Source organism: Georgenia sunbinii (assembly GCF_036421875.1).
Taxonomy (GTDB): Bacteria; Actinomycetota; Actinomycetes; order Actinomycetales; family Actinomycetaceae; genus Georgenia_B; species Georgenia_B sunbinii.
In genome coordinates this window covers 554,930-571,063 of the sequence record NZ_JAZGOL010000003.1, presented here as the reverse complement: position 1 = coordinate 571,063, position 16,134 = coordinate 554,930, and the positions used below count along the sequence as shown (strand labels likewise).

The following is a 16,134-nucleotide window of genomic DNA, read 5'->3' as shown; positions in this document are numbered from 1 at the left end:
CCAGACACTCACAGACGAACTGCGACACAGGTCGCCAAGGAGAAGGAACCACACATGGCCGAGCTGACGATCAAGCCCGAGGAGATCAGGGCGGCGCTGGACAGCTTCGTCGACTCCTACCAGCCGTCCGAGGCGGTGGGTGAAGAGGTCGGCCGCGTCACCGTGGCCGGTGACGGCATCGCCCGCGTCGAGGGCCTGCCCGGCACCATGGCCAACGAGCTGCTCCGCTTCGAGGACGGCACGATGGGCCTGGCGCTCAACCTCGATGTCCGGGAGATCGGCGTCGTCGTCCTCGGCGAGTTCACCGGGATCGAGGAGGGCCAGACGGTCCACCGCACCGGCGAGGTGCTCTCCGCGCCCGTCGGTGACAAGTTCCTCGGCCGGGTCGTCGACCCCACCGGCGTCCCGATCGACGGTCTTGGCGAGATCGAGGCCGAGGGACGGCGCGCGCTGGAGCTCCAGGCCCCCGGCGTGATGGACCGCAAGAGCGTCCACGAGCCGCTGCAGACCGGCATCAAGGCCATCGACTCGATGATCCCGATCGGCCGCGGCCAGCGCCAGCTGATCATCGGCGACCGCGGCACCGGCAAGACGGCCATCGCGATCGACACGATCCTCAACCAGAAGGACAACTGGGACAGCGGCGACGAGAACCGTCAGGTCCGCTGCATCTACGTCGCCGTCGGACAGAAGGGCTCGACCATCGCCTCGGTGCGAGGCGCGCTCGAGGAAGCCGGCGCGATGGAGTACACCACCATCGTCGCCGCCCCGGCCTCCGACCCGGCCGGGATCAAGTACATCGCCCCCTACACCGGCTCGGCCATCGGCCAGCACTGGATGGAGCAGGGCAAGCACGTCCTCATCGTCTTCGACGACCTGTCCAAGCAGGCCGAGGCCTACCGTGCGGTCTCCCTGCTGCTGCGCCGCCCGCCGGGCCGTGAGGCCTACCCCGGTGACGTGTTCTACCTGCACTCCCGGCTCCTGGAGCGTTGCGCGAAGCTGAGCGACGAGCTCGGCGCGGGCTCGATGACCGGTCTGCCGATCATCGAGACCAAGGCCAACGACGTCTCGGCGTACATCCCGACCAACGTCATCTCGATCACCGACGGTCAGATCTTCCTCCAGTCCGACCTGTTCAACTCCGACCAGCGCCCCGCCGTCGACGTCGGCATCTCGGTGTCGCGGGTCGGTGGTGACGCCCAGATCAAGGCGATGAAGAAGGTCGCCGGGACGCTGAAGATCACCCTGGCGCAGTACCGGGCGCAGGCGGCGTTCGCGATGTTCGCCTCGGACCTCGACCCGACGACGCGCCAGCAGCTCACCCGCGGCGAGAAGCTCATGGAGCTGCTCAAGCAGCCGCAGTACTCGCCCCACGCCGTCGAGGACCAGGTCGCTGCGATCTGGGCCGGCACCAACGGCTACCTCGACGACGTCGAGACCTCCGACGTCTCCCGCTTCGAGTCGGAGTTCCTCGACCACCTGCGTCGGGGCTCGGACGTGCTGAAGACGATCTCCGAGACCGGCAAGCTCGAGGGCGACACCGCGGACGCGCTGAAGTCCTCGATCGAGGAGTTCCGCCAGGGCTTCCTCGCCGGTGAGGGCACGCTCGGCTCCGAGGTCGCCGCGCCGGAGGCAGACGCGCCGGTGGAGACCGAGCAGGAGCAGATCGTCGCCGAGAAGCGGGGCTGAGGAATGGGAGCCCAGCAGCGCGTCTACAAGCAGAAAATCAAGTCGACGCAGACGCTACGCAAGATGTTCCGTGCGATGGAGCTCATCGCCGCCTCTCGGATCGGCCCAGCACGTGACCGGGCGACCAAGGCGAGCCCGTTCGCGGTCGCGCTGACCCGCGCTACGTCCGCCGTCGCCTCCCACGCCGACGTCGGCCACCCGATCCTCAGCGAGCGGACCGACACCAACCGGGTCGCGATGCTCGTGCTCACCGCTGATCGCGGCATGGCCGGCTCGTACACGGCCACCGTGCTGCGGGCGGCCGAGGAGCTGCGCGAGAAGCTGGAGGCGGAGGGCAAGGAGATCGACCTGTACGTCGTGGGGCGCCGCGGCATCGGGTACTACTCCTTCCGGGAGCGCCACATCGTCAAGACCTGGGCGGGAGAGTCGGACAAGCCGAGCGTCGACCTCGCTCGCGATGTCGCCAGGACGCTGCTCGAGGCGTTCCTCGCGCCGGCCGGCGAGGGCGGCGTTTCCGAGCTGCACGTCGTGTTCACCAAGTTCGTCACGATGGTCACCCAGGAGCCCTTCGTGCGGCGGATGCTGCCGCTCGAGGTCGTCGAGGGCGTCGCCGAGCCCGACGCCGAGCCGCTGCCGCTCTACGAGTTCGAGCCGTCCGCGGATGCGGTGCTCGACCAGCTGCTGCCGCTGTACGTGCGCAGCCGGATCTACAACGCGTTGCTGCAGGCCGCGGCCTCGGAGCTGGCGAACCGCCAGCAGGCGATGCACACCGCGGTCGAGAACGCCGAAGAGATCATCGCCGACAACACCCGGATGGCCAACGCCGCCCGCCAGGCCGAGATCACCCAGGAGCTCACCGAGATCGTCTCGGGAGCCGACGCACTGGCAGCGAGCTGACCGTGCCCACCCAGACCACTGCCGCCCGCCGCGAAGGAAGACTGACATGACTGCGACCACGACCGACTCTCTCACCGAGCAGCCGTCCGCCCCCGGCGTGGGCCGGATCTCCCGGGTCATCGGCCCGACGATCGACGTCGAGTTCGCCCCCGACCAGATCCCGGGGATGTACAACGCGCTCGTCGTCACCCTCGACAAGGCCACCATCGGCCAGGGCGAGGGTGAGGTGGACATGACCTTCGAGGTCGCCCAGCACCTCGGCGACAACCTCGTTCGCGCCATCGCGCTCAAGCCGACCGACGGCCTGGTGCGGGGGATGGCCGTGCGCGACACCGGCGAGCCCATCACCGTTCCGGTCGGGGACGTCACCAAGGGCCACGTGTTCAACGTGATCGGCGAGCCGCTCAACCTCAAGGAGGGCGAGACCCTCGAGATCACCGAGCGCTGGCCCATCCACCGCAAGCCCCCGAGCTTCGACGCCCTCGAGTCCAAGACCACGATGTTCGAGACCGGCATCAAGGTCATCGACCTGCTCACCCCCTACGTCCAGGGCGGGAAGATCGGCCTGTTCGGCGGCGCCGGTGTGGGCAAGACGGTCCTCATCCAGGAGATGATCCAGCGCGTGGCGCAGGACCACGGCGGTGTCTCGGTGTTCGCCGGCGTCGGGGAGCGCACCCGTGAGGGCAACGACCTCATCAACGAGATGGAGGAGGCCGGCGTCTTCGACAAGACCGCCCTGGTCTTCGGCCAGATGGACGAGCCGCCGGGCACCCGGCTGCGTGTCGCGCTGTCCGCGCTGACGATGGCGGAGTACTTCCGCGATGTCATGCAGCAGGAGGTGCTGCTGTTCATCGACAACATCTTCCGCTTCACCCAGGCCGGTTCCGAGGTCTCCACGCTGCTGGGCCGGATGCCCTCGGCCGTGGGCTACCAGCCGAACCTCGCCGACGAGATGGGCGTGCTCCAGGAGCGCATCACCTCCACCCGCGGACACTCGATCACCTCGCTGCAGGCGATCTACGTGCCGGCCGACGACTACACCGACCCCGCGCCGGCGACCACCTTCGCCCACCTGGATGCCACCACCGAGCTGTCGCGTGACATCGCCTCGCGCGGCCTCTACCCGGCCGTGGACCCGCTGACCTCGACCTCGCGGATCCTCGACCCACAGTACGTGGGTCGGGAGCACTACGAGGTGGCCACGCGAGTGAAGTCCATCCTGCAGAAGAACAAGGAGCTGCAGGACATCATCGCGATCCTCGGTGTCGACGAGCTGTCCGAGGAGGACAAGGTCGCCGTCGCCCGGGCCCGTCGGATCGAGCAGTACCTGTCGCAGAACACCTACACCGCGATCAAGTTCACCGGCGTCGAGGGCTCGACCGTGCCGGTCGCCGAGACCGTCGAGGCGTTCCGTCGGATTGCCGACGGCGAGTACGACCACGTCCCCGAGCAGGCGTTCTTCAACATCGGCGGGATCGACGACCTCGAGCGTGCCTGGTCCACGATGCAGGCCGAGGAGCGCTGATCGTGACACTCAGCGTGCACATCGTCGGTCCCGAGGCGACGCTGTGGCAGGGCGAGGCCACCTCGGTGAGCGTGCCCGCGGCCGACGGCGAGCTCGGCATCCGTCCGGGGCGCCAGCCGGTGCTGGCCGTGCTGCGCCCCGGCACGGTGCGCGTCATCGGTGAAGGTGGCTCGAGCGAGTCGGTCGACATCCTTGGTGGGTTCGTCTCCGTCGACGACGACGACATCACCGTGGTCGTCGACAGCCAGGACGAGCACCGCGCCGACGAGCACTAGGGCAACGGCGGGGTGGGGTGGGCATGGCTGTGGTGGTCGCTCGTCCTGCTTGCCGTGCTCGCAGTGGCGGCGGCCGCGGTGCTGCTGCGCGTGCGGGCGCTCGACCGGCTGGTCGGGTCGTTCGCCTGTGCCGTCCGTGAGCCCGAGTCACAGCACTGGACCAACGGCGTGGCCGTCTACGGCGTGGGCCGGCTGGACTGGTACCGGCTGGTGTCGCTCACGCTGCGCCCGCGGTACCGGTGGTCACGGCTGACGTTCGTCGTCGAGCCGCAGCGCCGGACGCTCCCCGGCGGCCCGCACGGGGTCGTCGAGGTCTCCTGCCGGTCGGGCGACCAGGAGTTCAACCTCGCGCTGGCCGGCGCGGCGCTCGACGGCCTGACGAGCTGGCTGGAGTCCAGCCCCCCGGTCGACCCCGGCCTGCGCTGACCGGCCGGTACTGCAGAAAGAGGTTCACGTGCGCACCGTCATCGCCCGCTGCTCGGTCGACTACAGCGGCCGGCTCGACGCCCACCTGCCGCTGGCCAGCCGGTTACTTATGGTCAAGGCCGACGGCTCGGTGCTGGTCCACTCCGACGGCGGGTCCTACAAGCCGCTCAACTGGATGACCCCGCCGTGCCGGCTGACGATCAGCCCGCCGTCCGCGGACGAGGTGGCGGCCGGCGTCGTCGAGGTCTGGACGGTGCAGAACACCAAGTCCGACGACCGGCTCGTCGTGCGGCTCCACGAGGTGATCCACGACATCGAGCACGACCTCGGCGTTGACCCGGGCCTGGTGAAGGACGGTGTGGAGGCCCACCTCCAGGAGCTGCTCGCCGCCCAGATCGACCTGCTCGGTGACGGTCACCGGCTGGTCCGGCGCGAGTTCCCCACCGCGATCGGGCCGGTCGACATCCTCGCCCGCGGCCCGCAGGAGCGCGCGGTGGCGGTGGAGATCAAGCGACGCGGCGACATCGACGGCGTCGAGCAGCTGACCCGCTACCTCGAGCTGCTCAACCGCGACCCGCTGCTCGCGCCGGTCGAGGGCGTGTTCGCCGCCCAGGAGATCAAGCCGCAGGCGCGGGTGCTGGCCCAGGACCGCGGCATCCGCTGCCTCGTCCTCGACTACGACGCCATGCGCGGCCTCGACGACGTCGACTCCCGCCTCTTCTGACCCACCTCCGTCACCGACAGCCGACTTGTCCGCGACAGCTGCCTTGTCGCCGACAGCCGACTTGTCCGCGACAGCCGACTTGTCACCGACAGCCGACTTGTCACCGACAGCCGACTTGTCCGCGACAGCCGACTTGTCGCCGACAGCCGACTTGTCGCCGAGAGCGGGGTTGTCCACGCGGGGTGGGTCCGTGGCTCACCTTCGCTGCGGACGGGGGTGTCGCGCCGGGTCTGCCATCCGCCGCTCGTCCCTCGCGGCTCCCGCCAGACCCGCCACGACACCGGCACGACGCCCCCGCCCTCCGCTCTCGGCGGACGGGGCACAATGGCGGGTATGACGGCTTCAGGCGTGCGAGTGCTTCGCGGGTGCGTGGTGACGCCCGATCAGCTCCTCGCTGACGGCGCTGTTGTCATCGAGGGGCGCGGCATCGCTTGGGTGGGTGTGGCGGACGACGTTCCTGATCGCTGGCGGGAGGCCGTCGCTACAGCTGCCGCCACTGCCGAGCGCTACCTTCTGCCGGGCCTGGTGGACCTCCACTGCCATGGTGGGGGCGGAGTGAGCTTTCCGGACGCGACCGATGCCGCCACGGCACGGACCGCCGTCCTCGAGCACCTCCGCCACGGCACGACGTCGCTCGTTGCCTCCCTGGTCACCGCTGAGCCCGAAGTGCTGCGGCAGCGCACCGCGATGCTCGCCGAGCTGGCGACGGCCGGTGAGATCGCCGGCATCCACTTCGAGGGGCCGTTCATCTCCGCCGACCGGTGCGGCGCGCAGAACCCGGCCGCGATCCGGCAGCCGGACGCGTCGCTCACCGCCGAGCTGCTCCAGCTCGCTGCCGGCCATGGCGTCACTATGACGCTGGCGCCCGAGGCTCCCGGCGCTGCCGATGTCGTGCAGGCGCTGGTCGCCGGCGGCGCGCTGCCCTCCTTCGGCCACACCGTCGCGACGGCGGAGCAGACCCGGGTGGCGGTCACCGAGGCTGACGAGATGCTCGCGGCCCACCCCGCCGCACGCTCCCGGCGCGCGACCGTCACCCACCTGTTCAACGGGATGAACCCGATGCACCACCGTGACCCCGGTCCGGTGCCCGAAGTGCTGGCCGCCGCGCGGCACGGGCGGCTCGCCCTGGAGCTCATCGCCGACGGCACCCACGTCGACACCGGGCTGGTGCGGAGCATCGTCGAGCTCGTCGGACGCGAGAACGTCGTCCTCGTCACCGACGCGATGGCCGCCGCCGGGATGCCCGACGGCGAGTACCAGCTCGGCTCGCTCGCGGTGACCGTCGCCGACGGCGTCGCCCGGCTCACCGAGGGCGGCTCGATCGCCGGTGGTACCGCCCACCTCATCGACGTCGTCCGGACCTGCGTCGCCGGCGGCATCGGCCTCGTCGACGCCGTCTACATGGCAGCGACCGGCCCAGCCACGGTGCTCGGCGACGACGGCGTCGGCGCGCTGGTCGCGGGGCGCCGGGCCGACGTCGTCGTCACCGACCACGACCTGCAGCCGTTGGAGATCGTCCGAGAGGGAGTGACCGTATGAGCACGTTCGCCGAGGGGTTCCGCTGGGGGACCGCCACAGCGGCCTATCAGATCGAGGGCGCCGCGACCGAGGGCGGGCGCGGCCCGTCGATCTGGGACACCTTCTCCCACACCCCGGGCCGGGTGCAGGGCGGGGACACCGGCGACGTCGCCGTGGACCATTACCACCGCTGGCGCGAGGACGTCGCGCTGCTCGTCGCCCTCGGCGTGCAGGCCTACCGGCTGTCGATCTCCTGGCCGCGGGTGCAGCCGGGCGGTCGCGGACCGCTCAATCCCGAGGGCGTCGCGTTCTACGTCACGCTGCTCGACGCGCTGCGCGAGGCCGGCATCGAACCCATCGTCACGCTCTACCACTGGGACCTGCCGCAGGAGCTGGAGGACGACGGCGGGTGGGGCAACCGGGCGACGGCGGAGGCGTTCGCGCAGTACGCCCGGCTGATGGCGGGCGCCCTCGGCGACCGGGTGGCGCTGTGGACCACGCTCAACGAGCCGTGGTGCGCGGCCTTCCTCGGTTACGCGTCGGGCGTGCACGCCCCGGGCCGCACCGAGCCGGCGACCGCGCTGGCTGCCGCGCACCACCTCAACCTGGCCCACGGGCTCGGCACGCTGGCGATCCGCGAGGTGCTCGGCGAGGGCACCCCGGTGTCGGTCTCGCTCAACATCCATGTCACCCATCCCGCTGACCCGGGGTCCGGCCCGGACCTGGACGCCGTCGCCCAGATCGACGCCGTCGGCAACCACGTCTTCCTCGGCCCGCTGCTCGACGGCAGCTACCCCGCCCGGCTGCTGCGTGACACTGAGCAGCTGACCGACTGGTCCTTCGTGCGCCCCGGTGACCTGGGCATCACCCGTCAGCGGATCGACGTGCTCGGCGTCAACTACTACTCGACCCAGCTCGTGCGGCGCCACCAGGGGACCGGGGATGCGCCGCGCGCGGACGGCCACGGCGCCTCCGCGGCCTCGCCGTGGGTGGGCGCGACCGATGTCGAGTTCCTCCCCCTCGCGCCGCCGCACACCGCGATGGGCTGGAACATCGCCCCCGAGTCGCTCACCGAGCTGCTCCTCGCGCTCGACAACGCCTACCCGGACCAGCCACTGATGGTCACCGAGAACGGTGCCGCCTTCGATGACGTCCTCACTGCCGACGGTCGGGTGCACGATGTCGCTCGTGTCGCTTACTTGCACTCCCACGTCCAGGCGGTGGTCGCCGCCCGCGACGCCGGGGCCGACGTCCGCGGCTACCTCGCGTGGTCCCTCATCGACAACTTCGAGTGGTCCTACGGCTACGAGAAGCGGTTCGGCATCGTCTACGCCCACCCGCAGACCCTCGACCGGATCCCCAAGGACTCCGCCCGCTGGTACCGCGAGCTCATCCGCACAGGGCGGTTGCCCGACGTCATCGAGGCCGCCTCGCTGCCCCCGCTGCCGGTGGTCACCGGGCCGACCGAGGGCGAGTGATCTGGTGGCAGGGGGACGTCGGTCGAAGAAGCGGCCCTATGGCTCCGAGCACGTGCCGCTCGACCTCGGCCGGCTGCAGTCAGTGCCGCGGACCCAGCCCGGGCCGGGCGGTGAGGACTACATGGTGCGACAGGTCCGCGGTGCGGAGAAGTCCTATCGCTGCCCCGGTTGCCAGCAGCTGATCGAGCCAGGGACGCCCCACGTCGTCGCGTGGCCCACCGAGCACATCCTCGGCGCCGACGTGGCGCTGGGGGAGCGGCGCCACTGGCACACCGCATGCTGGGGGCGCCGGTAGGTCGGCCGGCCTCTGCTGCCCCGACCGGTGGTCCGTGCCATCCTCGTGGCATGGCTACCACGGCGCTGGCTCTGCACCACCACGGACCGCGGACGGGACTGCCGCTCGTGCTGCTCCACGGCTTCCCGCTGGACTCCCGGATGTGGGACGGCGTTCTCGCCGAGCTCGCGGGCGACATCCGGGTGATCGCGGTCGACGCCCCCGGCTTCGGTGACTCGCCGCTGCCGGGCGACGTCGCTGCGGCGGTCGACCGGCCGGACGAGCCGTCGCTGGAGACCTTCGCCGACGCCGTCGCGCAGTCGCTCGCCGCGGTGGAGGTGCGCCGCGCTGTCGTCGCGGGGCTGTCGATGGGCGGCTACGCCGCGCTCGCGCTCGCCGAGCGCCACCGCGGGCTGATCGCCGGCATCGCGCTGCTCGACACCAAAGCCACCGGCGACGACGACGACGCACGCGCCGGCCGGCTACGGGTCGCGCAGGACGCCGAGGAGCGCGGCAGCGCGGCGGTGACGGGGATGGTCGGCACGGTGCTGGGGGAGACCACCCGTGCCGAGCGGCCCGACGTCGTCGAGCGGCTGCGCGACCTGCTCGCCCAGGCGCCGGGCCCCTCGATCGCCTGGGCGCAGCGGGCAATGGCGGTGCGGCCGACGCGACTGACCGCGTTGGAGGATCTCTCGGTCCCCGGGCTCGTGCTGCGCGGCGCCGAGGACGCGATGAGCCCGCAGGACGCCGCGGAGGCGATGGCCCGTGCGCTCGGCGGCGGCAGCGAGCTCGCCGTCGTGCCGCGAGCGGGCCACCTGAGCGCGATGGAGGATCCCGGGGCGGTCGCCGAGGTGCTGCGCCGGTTCTACGAGCGGGTCGCGTAGCCGCGGATCAGCGCCGGCTGCGCCAGCCGGGCAGCAGCCGCTCGAGGGCGACGGGAAGGTCGAGCGACTCGCCGTCCTTGCCGCCGGCGCCGAGCACCATCGGTGGCGGTGACGGGGCCGGCTCGACGCCGACCAGCCGGTCCCGCAGGGTCAACGGCGCGGTGAGCACGTAGAACTCGCCGCTGGTGCTGACGCCGGAGGTCCGGTCGGCGCGCAGGTACCAGCCGGTGACGTTGCTGCGGGCGCTGCCCCGGCCGCCGTACCCGAGCACCCGCAGCGGCTGCGCCGGCAGCTGCTCCCGGGCGACGGCGACGAACTCGGCCAGCAGTGCCCGGGCGCGGTCATTCACCGCCTGCTCCCGGCTCGCGAGCCGCTCGGCGTGCACGGCTGCCGCCTCTCGGCGCTGCTCGGCCCACCCGGCGCTGGTCATGGTGTCACCCTATGTCCGTCACGACGGCGCCCGGCCGAGACCGCGTTGTCGATCGCCGGCGTGCTGCCATACCGTCGGCTTCATGGCCGGACCATTCTTCGTGCGCGAAGCAGCACCACCCGACGCCGACCAGATCGCGGCGACCCACGCCGCGGCCTGGCGTGAGACCTACACCGGGCTCGTGCCCGAGCAGGTGCTCGCCGAGATGGCGGCGGCCGGGCCGGCCCGGTGGGCCGCTGACCTCGCTGAGCCGCAGGGCCGCAGCACCTGGATCGGGGTGGAGCGGGAGTCCGGCGGAGTCGTGGCGGTGGCCGTCGCCGAAGCGATGGGGCCCGGCCACGTCCGGCCGCTGCGGCTCAGCGTGCTGTACGTGCTGCAGCGGTGCCACGGCCGCGGGCTCGGACGCGTGCTGCTGGAACGCGCCCTGGGGGACGCGCCGGCCTACCTCTGGGTGGCCGAGGGCAACGAGTCCGCCGAGCGGTTCTACCGGCGCAACGGCTTCGGGCTCGACGGCACGCGGCACGTCGAGGAGCGGTGGGGCGGGCTCGCGGACCTGCGGATGGTGCGCTAGCCGCCCCGGCTCGGGTCAGTCCCGGGCCTGCTCCTCGTCGACCACTGCGGGCATCACGGCGGTGTCGCCACCCACCTGCTCGATGAGCTCGGTCGCGTCGCCGGCCGCAGCGATCTCGTCGGTGGCCGCGGGCTCGCCTGCGGCGGCGTCAGCCTCGGCTGCGGCGTCGTCAGGCTCCGCTGCGGCGGCCTCAGCCTCGGCTGCGGCGTCGTCAGGCTCCGCTGCGACGTCGTCGGGCTCGGCTGCGGCGTCGTCGGTCCCCACCTCGTCGGCGCCCTGGGCGGGGTCGGCGGCCGGCGCCACATCGTCGTCCGTGGCCGCGGGAGCGGCCTGCTCGTGCAGGACTCCGCGCAGCTGGCTGAGGTAGGCCGAGATGTCTTCGCGCTGTCGGGTGAGCTCGGCGACGTCGGCGGCGAGCGCGTCCCGTTCGGCCAGCGCGCGGCTGTTGCTCTCGTGCACGAGGTGGCCGGCCTCGTCCCGTGCGTCGCCGATGATCTGCTCGGCCTGGCTGCGAGCCGCGGCGAGCCGCTCGCGCGCGGTGGCGTCGGCGTCGGCGATGATCGACTCGGTGCGGGTCAGTGCCTCGGCCAGCCGCTGCTCGGCCGCCGCGGCGCGGGTCTCGCTCTCCTCGGCCAGCGCGGCGGTGGCGGCGCGGGCCGCCTCCTGCGCCTCGTGCGCGTCGCGCTCGGTCTGCTCGCGCAGCGCGGTGGCCTCGAGCTCGGTGCGGTGACGCAGCTCCTCGGCGTCGGCGTGCGCCTGCGCGTGCGTAGCGCGTGCCTCGGCGTCACGGGCGTCGGCCGCGGCGCGCAGCCGGCTGACCTCCGCCTCGGTGCCGGTGCGCAGCTCGGCCAGCTCTCGTTCCGCGGTGGCGCGTGCGAGGGCGAGGTCACGCTCGAGCGTGGCCCGGCGCTGCTGCTCCTCCTCGCGGATGGTCTCGGTGATGCGGGCGGCTTCGCGCTCCGCCGAGGCGACGACCTCCTCAGCCCGCCGCTGGGCGACGGCGAGCACCGAGGCGGCCTGCGTATCGGCGTCACCGACGGTCTCCTGGGCCTGCCGGCGGGCGGCGGCGGTGCGCTGCGCGGCGTCTTGCTCGGCGCGCGCGGTGAGCTCGGTGGCCTGCTGCCTCGCGGTGGCGATGACGTCGGACGCCTCCTGGTTGGCGCGTTCCACGACGCCTGCCGACTGCTCCTCGGCCGACCGCAACAGCTGCTCGATCCGTGAGCCGAGGCCTGAGTAGGTGGGGCGCTCGTGCTCGCGGAGCTGACGGTGCGCCTGCGACAGCTCACCGGACATCCGCATCGTGCGCGCGTCGAGCGCAGCCACCTGCTCCCGGGCGCCGTTGAGCGCCGTCTCCAGGGCGTAGAGCCGCTGGTCCACCTGGGCGCGGTCGTACCCGCGCATGACGATCGGGAACCCGGACTGCTCCTCGGTCATCTGACCTCCTCATCGATCGACACGGCCCTCGTGGTCCGCGTGCGGGGCGTGCCCGGGTCAGCGTAACCGTCGACGATGACGACCGCCGTCGTGGACCGGGTCTGTGCAGGAGCCGCGCACGATCACCCCGCGACGGTCACAACTCGATAACGCATTGCACCGACCCGCGGCGTATCCTGGGACGCTGTACTTGTCGCTCTCCCACGCCCATCCGTCCTGGAGGCTCACATCCCCGTGACCCGAAGACTGCCAGTGGTGCTCGCCATCCTCGGTGCCGTCGTCATCATCGCGTCAGTGATCGCCGCTGCGCTGGTCCGTTCCACCGACACCGTGACCCTCGCGCTGCCCGAACGGCCCGACGAGGCCGTGGTGGTGACCGAGCCCGGGGTACTCAGCGCGGTCGACCCGACGGTCACCATCCGGGCCGTCAGTGAGACCGATGAGCCTGTCACGCTCGCCGTCGGCCGGACCTCCGAGGTCGAGGCGTGGCTGGACGGTGCGGAGCATGTGCGGGTCGTCGGGCTGTCCTCGTGGGAGGAGCTGAGCGTCGAGGTCTCGACCGCCGCGCCGGCTGAGCCCGAGGACGGGGCCGAGGACGCCACCGAGGAGCCGACGGCGGCCGGCCTGCCGAACCCGGCGGGCTCGGACCTGTGGGTCGCCGAGGCGGTCGGCACCGGGGAGATCGAGCTCAGCTGGGCCGACCGGCCCGGCCGGTGGAGCCTCGTCGCCGCCGGAGACGGCAGCGGGCCGGCTCCGATGGTCGAGCTCGAGTGGGGCCGCGAGGTGGGGACGCCGTGGCTGGTGCCGGGCATCGTCGTCGGAGCCCTGCTGCTTCTGGTCGGTGGCACCATGCTGGTGCTCGACGGACTCGCCCGGCGCGAGCAGCGGCGCCGCGACGAGGCTCGCGAACGGCAGGATCTGGAGTGGACGCCGGCCGGGACCGGCCCGATCGCCACCATCCCGTTGAGCTCGGCCGAGACCGAGGCCGGCTCCGGGGAGCGGCTGTCACGCCGCCAGATCCGTGAGATGGAACGCTCCGTGGCGCAGGCCGAGCGTCGGCGCCGACGCGGCGACGACGCGCCGCCGATCCCGATGGCCGGCGACGACGACGCAGCCGACCATGCCTCCGAGGAGGCGGTGCCGGCGCAGCCTTCCGACGACGACGCAGCCGACCACGCCTCCGACGTGGCGGTGCCTGCGGAGCTCTCCGACGACGACGCAGCCGGCCATGCCTCCGACGAGGCGGTGCCGGCGCAGCTTTCCGACGAGGACGTAGCCGACGTCGCCGCCGACGAGGACGACGTCGTCGCGCAGCAGGTGGACACGCACGCCTCCGATGAGGCGGCGGTCGACCCGCTGACTGAGCCCTCGGTGCCCGGCGACGCCGCTGACGGTGATGGCGTGGCAGCTGAGCCGGTGGCCGTCCAGCCGCTGCCCTCGGCAAGCCGCGACGACGGCACTGCGGACCAGGACCCGCCGGACGAGCCCGAGATCCCTGCCGATGGCTCGACGCCGCGCCCGGCCGCAGCCGCGGTGCCGGCGCGCGACAAGCGTGGTTGGTGGGCGCGCCGTCGAGCGGCAGCTGCCCGCCGGGACGATGCGCCCGCCGCCGGGGTGGGGGCCAGCGCGCCCGCTGAGCCGACGCCCGCGCCGCTCGCACAGCCGGCGCCTGAGCCGGCGCCGCTCGTACCTCTGGCGCCGGAGCCCAGCGCCACCACCGAGGATGAGCCCGCGCGCGACCCCGAGCCGACCGTCCCGCCCGCCGAGCGCGCACCCGCGCAGCCCCACGAGGCTGCCGACCAGCCGGACGAGTCCGATGAGACCGACGAGACCGACGAGACCGTCGAGACCGATGAGACCGACAGCGGGACCGAGCTGCCGAGCTGGCGCTCGGTGTGGGGCTTCGGCGGCGCACCGGCACCGCGCGAGGACCGACCGATCGACCGACATGACGACCAGGGGGAGGAGGCACGATGAGCCGCCACCACGACACCACGCGGCGCCGAGCCGTCCGTATGGTCGCCACCGCGGCTACCGCCGCGGTGATGCTCGCCGGCTGTGGCAGCGACGTGCCGCAGCCCGAGCCGGAGCCGGCCGCGACCGCACCGGTGCCCGTCCTCGATGACGACCGCATCGAACGCATCCTCGACGACGTCCAGACCGTCGTGGCGGAAGGCGATGAGGCGCTCGACGCCGAGCTGCTCGAGAGCCGGGTCAGCGGGCCCGCGCTGGACATGCGACGGGCCGAGTATCAGCTCGCTGCAGCCTCCGACGGTGAGCGCGCCCCGACCCCGCTGACCACTGACAGCCAGGTCGAGGTGGTCGCGGCCACCGACGAGTGGCCGCGGTCGTTGTTCGTCGTCTCCCACATCCCGCAGGACGCGAACCTGCCGCTGCTGCTCGTGCTCACCCAGCAGTCCCCGCGTGACCAGTACAAGCTGTGGTTCTGGAGCCCGCTGCTGCCGGGCGCGCAGACCCCGACCACCGCTCGCCCGGAGGCGGGCAGCCCGCCGCTGGCCCCGGATGCCGAGGGACTCCGTCGCACCCCTGCGGAGGCAGTATCGGCGTACGCGGACCTCCTCGGCGACCCCGGGACGAGCTCGGACTTCGCCGACGACCCGTTCCGCGCCGGCTACCGCGAGATGATCGACGCGCTCAGCGCCACCGTCGAGGTGGCCGGTGAGGTCACCGAGCGTTACGCCGTGAGGGACGGCTCGGTCGCGGCGATGACCACCGACGACGGCGGAGCGCTCGTCGTCGGCGTCATCGACGCCGGGCTGACCATCAGCAGGACCGTCGACGGCTCGACGCTGGAGGCCGGTGGCGACATCGCACTCCTCATGGGGGACGGTGCCCGGATCGCTGGTTCGGCAACGGCCGACTACCTCGTGCCGGTGGCGCTCGTCGTGCCGCCCGCGGGCTCGCCCGACCCGATCACCGTGCTCGGTGCCGGGCACGTGATCTCCCAGGTGAGCGTCGAGGAGCCCGAGCCGGAGGCCGACGACGAGAGCGAGGACGGGTAACGTCTGGGGTAGCGAGACTGAGTACCGACGACACGCAAGGACACCGATGAGCCAGCCCTCTCTCAATCTGCACGGCGCCGTGGACCTCTCCGGCCTGGCGCGGCCCAGCACGCCGCCCGCGCCAGGCGCACCCGGCCCCGCCAGCGCCACCGGCGAGCCCGCGGCGCAGATCGCTGCGCCGGTGATCGCCGACGTCACCGAGGAGACCTTCGGTCAGACCGTCGAGCTGTCCACGCAGGTCCCGGTCGTCGTTGAGCTGTGGGCCCAGCAGAGTGGCCCGGCCCCCGAGCTGGCCGCCCTCGCCACCCAGTACGGCGGGCGGTTCCACCTCGCACGGGTCGATGCCCAGGCGCAGCCGCAGATCGCGGCGGCGTTCCAGGTGCAGACCGTGCCGAGCGTCGTCGCCGTCGTCGGCGGCCAGCCGGTCCCGCTCTACCAGGGCAGCCACCCCCAGGAGCAGCTGCGCCAGGTGCTCGACGAGGTGCTGCGGATGGCGGCGCAGCAGGGCGTCACCGGGGTCGTCGTGGGAGAGGCGGCCGAGCCCGCCGAACCGGCGGAGCCACCGCTGCCCCCGCTGCACGCCGAGGCGCACGCAGCCATCGACCGTGAGGACTACGACGCCGCCGCCGACGCCTACCGGCGCGCGCTGGCCGCGAACCCGGCCGACGCCGAGGCCCGCGCCGCGCTCGCCCAGGTCGAGCTCATCCAGCGCACCAGCCTCACCGGCGCGCAGGCGGTAGCCGAGGCCGAGGGGGCGGCCGCCACCGACGTCGAGGCGCACCTCGCGGCGGCCGACGTCGAGGTCGCGGCGGGGCAGCAGCAGGCGGCCTTCGACCGGCTGCTGGCCGTCGTCCGCGCCACTGCCGGTGACGAGCGCGAGGCCGTCCGTCAGCGGCTCATCGCCTACTTCGAGCTCCTCGGGCACGGCGACCCCGCGGTGGCGGCAGCACGCCGCGCGCTCGCCAGCGCGCTGTACTGAGCCCCGC

Annotated in this window: 16 protein-coding genes; 14 read left to right on the top strand and 2 right to left on the bottom strand. The window is 72.6% G+C overall.

Annotated features, from left to right (window positions below):
* The first annotated feature begins 54 nt into the window (after positions 1-54).
* The 10 genes from atpA (at position 55) to V2J52_RS10425 (ending at position 9,690) form a co-directional block, all read left to right on the top strand.
* Positions 55-1,689, top strand: coding sequence for a F0F1 ATP synthase subunit alpha (gene atpA, locus V2J52_RS10470; protein WP_331227628.1), 1,635 nt, complete (start codon positions 55-57; stop codon positions 1,687-1,689).
* Between the two features lie 3 nt (positions 1,690-1,692).
* Complete coding sequence (locus tag V2J52_RS10465; protein WP_331227627.1) at positions 1,693-2,586, top strand: F0F1 ATP synthase subunit gamma; 894 nt, start codon at positions 1,693-1,695, stop codon at positions 2,584-2,586.
* A gap of 46 nt (positions 2,587-2,632) precedes the next feature.
* Entirely contained in the window at positions 2,633-4,111 is a 1,479-nt protein-coding gene (gene atpD, locus V2J52_RS10460) for a F0F1 ATP synthase subunit beta (protein ID WP_331227626.1), read from the top strand.
* A 2-nt stretch (positions 4,112-4,113) separates the two neighbouring features.
* Positions 4,114-4,386, top strand: a complete 273-nt coding sequence (locus V2J52_RS10455; protein WP_331227625.1) for a F0F1 ATP synthase subunit epsilon — start codon at positions 4,114-4,116, stop codon at positions 4,384-4,386.
* Between the two features lie 12 nt (positions 4,387-4,398).
* Entirely contained in the window at positions 4,399-4,812 is a 414-nt protein-coding gene (locus V2J52_RS10450; RefSeq protein ID WP_331227624.1) for a DUF2550 family protein, read from the top strand.
* Positions 4,813-4,840: 28 nt separating this feature from the next.
* A complete protein-coding gene (gene nucS, locus V2J52_RS10445; RefSeq protein WP_331227623.1) occupies positions 4,841-5,536 on the top strand; it encodes an endonuclease NucS in 696 nt (231 codons plus the stop codon).
* 333 nt (positions 5,537-5,869) lie between these two features.
* Positions 5,870-7,075 (top strand): N-acetylglucosamine-6-phosphate deacetylase, encoded by a 1,206-nt coding sequence (locus V2J52_RS10440; protein WP_491062178.1) that lies wholly within the window; start codon positions 5,870-5,872, stop codon positions 7,073-7,075.
* Complete coding sequence (locus V2J52_RS10435; protein WP_331227621.1) at positions 7,072-8,532, top strand: GH1 family beta-glucosidase; 1,461 nt, start codon at positions 7,072-7,074, stop codon at positions 8,530-8,532. Before V2J52_RS10440 ends, V2J52_RS10435 begins: the two co-directional genes overlap by 4 nt.
* Before the next feature lie 4 nt (positions 8,533-8,536).
* On the top strand, positions 8,537-8,827 hold the full coding sequence (locus tag V2J52_RS10430; RefSeq protein WP_331227620.1) for an Rv1322 family protein: 291 nt from the start codon (positions 8,537-8,539) through the stop codon (positions 8,825-8,827).
* 50 nt (positions 8,828-8,877) lie between these two features.
* On the top strand, positions 8,878-9,690 hold the full coding sequence (locus tag V2J52_RS10425; RefSeq protein ID WP_331227619.1) for an alpha/beta fold hydrolase: 813 nt from the start codon (positions 8,878-8,880) through the stop codon (positions 9,688-9,690).
* A 7-nt stretch (positions 9,691-9,697) separates the two neighbouring features.
* Here V2J52_RS10425 and V2J52_RS10420 read toward each other — a convergent pair whose 3' ends face one another.
* Positions 9,698-10,120, bottom strand: a complete 423-nt coding sequence (locus tag V2J52_RS10420; RefSeq protein WP_331227618.1) for a hypothetical protein — start codon at positions 10,118-10,120, stop codon at positions 9,698-9,700.
* 82 nt (positions 10,121-10,202) lie between these two features.
* Between V2J52_RS10420 and V2J52_RS10415 the strand changes: the two genes are divergently transcribed.
* Entirely contained in the window at positions 10,203-10,691 is a 489-nt protein-coding gene (locus V2J52_RS10415) for a GNAT family N-acetyltransferase (protein ID WP_331227617.1), read from the top strand.
* Positions 10,692-10,706: 15 nt separating this feature from the next.
* Here V2J52_RS10415 and V2J52_RS10410 read toward each other — a convergent pair whose 3' ends face one another.
* Positions 10,707-12,125, bottom strand: a complete 1,419-nt coding sequence (locus V2J52_RS10410) for a coiled-coil domain-containing protein (RefSeq protein ID WP_331227616.1) — start codon at positions 12,123-12,125, stop codon at positions 10,707-10,709.
* 234 nt (positions 12,126-12,359) lie between these two features.
* Between V2J52_RS10410 and V2J52_RS10405 the strand changes: the two genes are divergently transcribed.
* Genes V2J52_RS10405 through V2J52_RS10395 form a run of 3 tightly spaced genes read left to right on the top strand, consistent with a single transcriptional unit; the run spans position 12,360 to position 16,127 of the window.
* Positions 12,360-14,102 carry a hypothetical protein gene (locus V2J52_RS10405; RefSeq protein WP_331227615.1) on the top strand — a complete coding sequence of 581 codons (1,743 nt, stop codon included), beginning with the start codon at positions 12,360-12,362 and terminating at the stop codon, positions 14,100-14,102.
* A complete protein-coding gene (locus V2J52_RS10400) occupies positions 14,099-15,148 on the top strand; it encodes a DUF8094 domain-containing protein (protein ID WP_331227614.1) in 1,050 nt (349 codons plus the stop codon). Before V2J52_RS10405 ends, V2J52_RS10400 begins: the two co-directional genes overlap by 4 nt.
* Positions 15,149-15,194: 46 nt before the next feature.
* Positions 15,195-16,127, top strand: coding sequence for a tetratricopeptide repeat protein (locus V2J52_RS10395; RefSeq protein ID WP_331227613.1), 933 nt, complete (start codon positions 15,195-15,197; stop codon positions 16,125-16,127).
* Positions 16,128-16,134: the final 7 nt, after the last annotated feature.